The following is a 3,613-nucleotide window of genomic DNA, read 5'->3' as shown; positions in this document are numbered from 1 at the left end:
TGGGTTTGTTGGTTGGGAACCACATAGTGAACGCGAGCAATTTATGCTTTATAAAAATGTGTGTTGTGTAAGTTATCGGCCTATTAGTACCGGTCAGCTTCACGAGTCTTTAGTCCTCGCTTCCACATCCGGCCTATCAACCCAGTGGTCTAGCTGGGGGCCTCTCACACTTACGTGTATGGAAATCTCATCTCGAAGCGGGCTTCCCGCTTAGATGCTTTCAGCGGTTATCCCATCCGAACGTAGCTAATCAGCGATGCACTTGGCAGTACAACTGACACACCAGAGGTTCGTCCGTCCCGGTCCTCTCGTACTAAGGACAGCCCTTCTCAAATTTCCTGCGCGCGCAGCGGATAGGGACCGAACTGTCTCACGACGTTCTAAACCCAGCTCGCGTACCGCTTTAATGGGCGAACAGCCCAACCCTTGGGACCTACTCCAGCCCCAGGATGCGACGAGCCGACATCGAGGTGCCAAACCATGCCGTCGATATGGACTCTTGGGCAAGATCAGCCTGTTATCCCCGAGGTACCTTTTATCCGTTGAGCGACGGCCATTCCACAATGTGCCGCCGGATCACTAGTCCCGACTTTCGTCCCTGCTTGAGGTGTCCCTCTCACAGTCAAGCTCCCTTGTGCACTTACACTCGATACCTGATTGCCAACCAGGCTGAGGGAACCTTTGGGCGCCTCCGTTACTTTTTAGGAGGCAACCGCCCCAGTTAAACTACCCATCAGGCACTGTCCCTGACCCGGATTACGGGCCGAAGTTAGATGTCCAAAGTGACCAGAGTGGTATTTCAACGATGACTCCATCACAACTAGCGTCGTGACTTCACAGTCTCCCACCTATCCTACACAAGCCACTCCGAACACCAATACCAAACTATAGTAAAGGTCTCGGGGTCTTTCCGTCCTGCTGCGCGTAACGAGCATCTTTACTCGTACTGCAATTTCGCCGAGTTTATGGTTGAGACAGCGGGGAAGTCGTTACTCCATTCGTGCAGGTCGGAACTTACCCGACAAGGAATTTCGCTACCTTAGGATGGTTATAGTTACCACCGCCGTTTACTGGGGCTTAAATTCTCAGCTTCGCTCAACAAGTTGAGCTAACCGGTCCTCTTAACCTTCCAGCACCGGGCAGGAGTCAGTCCATATACATCGTCTTGCGACTTCGCATGGACCTGTGTTTTTAGTAAACAGTCGCTTCCCCCTGGTCTCTGCGGCCCACACCCGCTCATGAAGAGTAAATCTTCTTCACGGGGCAGGCCCCCCTTCTCCCGAAGTTACGGGGGCATTTTGCCGAGTTCCTTAACCATAATTCTCTCGATCGCCTTAGTATTCTCTACCTGATCACCTGTGTCGGTTTGGGGTACGGGCAGTTAGAACCTCACGTCGATGCTTTTCTAGGCAGCATAGGATCACCGAATTCCCCCATGCGGGGGTCCCATCAGATCTCAGAATCGTCATTGAAGACAACACAACGGATTTGCCTATCGTGTTTCCTACGTCCTTAGACCGGGACAACCATCGCCCGGCTCGGCTACCTTCCTGCGTCACACCTGTTAATACGTTTACCTCCCTAACTCAGGTCCCACGCTCCCCACACATCCTGACCCCGAAGGGTACTCAATGATGGTTTGGGTGGTTAGTATCATTAGTTCAATATGGGCGGTTCTTCACCGGTACGGGAATATCAACCCGTTGTCCATCGACTACGCCTGTCGGCCTCGCCTTAGGTCCCGACTTACCCAGGGCAGATTAGCTTGACCCTGGAACCCTTGATCATTCGGCGGACGGGTTTCTCACCCGTCTTTCGCTACTCATGCCTGCATTCTCACTCGTGTAGGCTCCACCGCTAGTTCACACTGCGACTTCAATGCCCACACGACGCTCCCCTACCACTCCAAACCCCTGAACCAGGAACGAATCCTTAGCTTGGGTAATGTTTGAAATCCACAACTTCGGCGGTGTACTTGAGCCCCGCTACATTGTCGGCGCGGAATCACTTGACCAGTGAGCTATTACGCACTCTTTTAAGGATGGCTGCTTCTAAGCCAACCTCCTGGTTGTCTAAGCAATCCCACATCCTTTCCCACTTAGCACACGCTTAGGGGCCTTAGTTGGTGGTCTGGGCTGTTTCCCTCTCGACTATGAAGCTTATCCCCCACAGTCTCACTGCTACGCTCTGACTTACCGGCATTCGGAGTTTGGCTGACGTCAGTAACCTTGTAGGGCCCATTAGCCATCCAGTAGCTCTACCTCCAGTAAGAAACACGCAACGCTGCACCTAAATGCATTTCGGGGAGAACCAGCTATCACGAAGTTTGATTGGCCTTTCACCCCTACCCACAGCTCATCCCCTCCATTTTCAACTGAAGTGGGTTCGGTCCTCCACGCGCTCTTACACGCGCTTCAACCTGGCCATGGGTAGATCACTTCGCTTCGGGTCTAGATCACGCCACTAAACTCGCCCTATTCAGACTCGCTTTCGCTACGGCTTCCCCACACGGGTTAACCTCGCGACGTAACACTAACTCGCAGGCTCATTCTTCAAAAGGCACGCCATCACAAGAACAACTACACACAAGGTGCACGCTTGCTCTGACGGATTGTAAGCACACGGTTTCAGGTACTATTTCACTCCCCTCCCGGGGTACTTTTCACCTTTCCCTCACGGTACTTGTCCGCTATCGGTCATTAGGTAGTATTTAGGCTTATCAGGTGGTCCTGACAGATTCACACGGGATTTCTCGGGCCCCGTGCTACTTGGGATACTCACCAAAGGGAGTGCACTGCATTTCAGTTACGGGACTCTCACCCTCTACGGTCGGCCATTCAAAACCGTTCACCTATACATGCACCATTCCCCTTCCTAGTCCGGCAGAACTAGAACGGTAAGTCCCACAACCCCGCACCATGCAACGCCCGCCGGCTATCACACATGACACGGTTTAGCCTGTTCCGCGTTCGCTCGCCACTACTAACGGAATCACTTTTGTTTTCTCTTCCTGTGGGTACTGAGATGTTTCACTTCCCCACGTTCCCTCCACACATCCTATATATTCAGATGCGGGTCACTACCTCGCCTTGCAGCGGGTAGCGGGGTTCCCCCATTCGGACACCCTCGGATCAAAGTTTGGTTATCAACTCCCCGAGGCTTATCGCAGATTCCTACGTCCTTCTTCGGCTCCTAATGCCAAGGCATTCACCGTGTGCCCTTAAAAACTTGACAACACACAAACATTGTCAACACTTACTTATCGAGAGAACCATGAAAACCAATACCAAATCAACACCCAAAGGCGTCTCATCAGCATCAGATCCAGGTTCTAATTATCTCAAAGAAATTGCTTCTTTATAAAGATGCTCGCGTTCACTATGTAGTTCTCAAACAACAACCCCACCACACACCTCACCACCAACAAACACCAAAGTGCTTTTCGTCAATGACTTAGTTATGTGCGGGAAACCAGGCACAACACAACCATCCAAAGATGATCGTTGTTGTTCCAGGACCCAACAGTGTGCCAAACACCACCCACCCTCACGAAACAATCCATATGACCTTTTCCCCGTCACTCTCAAGAGAGTCACTGTACTTAGATCGAATT

At 51.8% G+C, this 3,613-nt stretch carries 1 rRNA gene; it reads right to left on the bottom strand.

Going from position 1 to position 3,613, the window contains the following annotated elements:
- Nucleotides 1-64: 64 nt before the first annotated feature.
- Nucleotides 65-3,234: ribosomal RNA gene (locus ACP7B9_RS17170) — 23S ribosomal RNA — on the bottom strand.
- Nucleotides 3,235-3,613: the final 379 nt, after the last annotated feature.

Origin of the sequence: Arthrobacter sp. TWP1-1, assembly GCF_049897845.1 — a bacterium.
GTDB lineage: Bacteria > Actinomycetota > Actinomycetes > Actinomycetales > Micrococcaceae > Specibacter.
The sequence above is the reverse complement of the archived record's forward strand: the minus strand, read 5'-3'. Positions and strand labels throughout refer to the sequence as shown.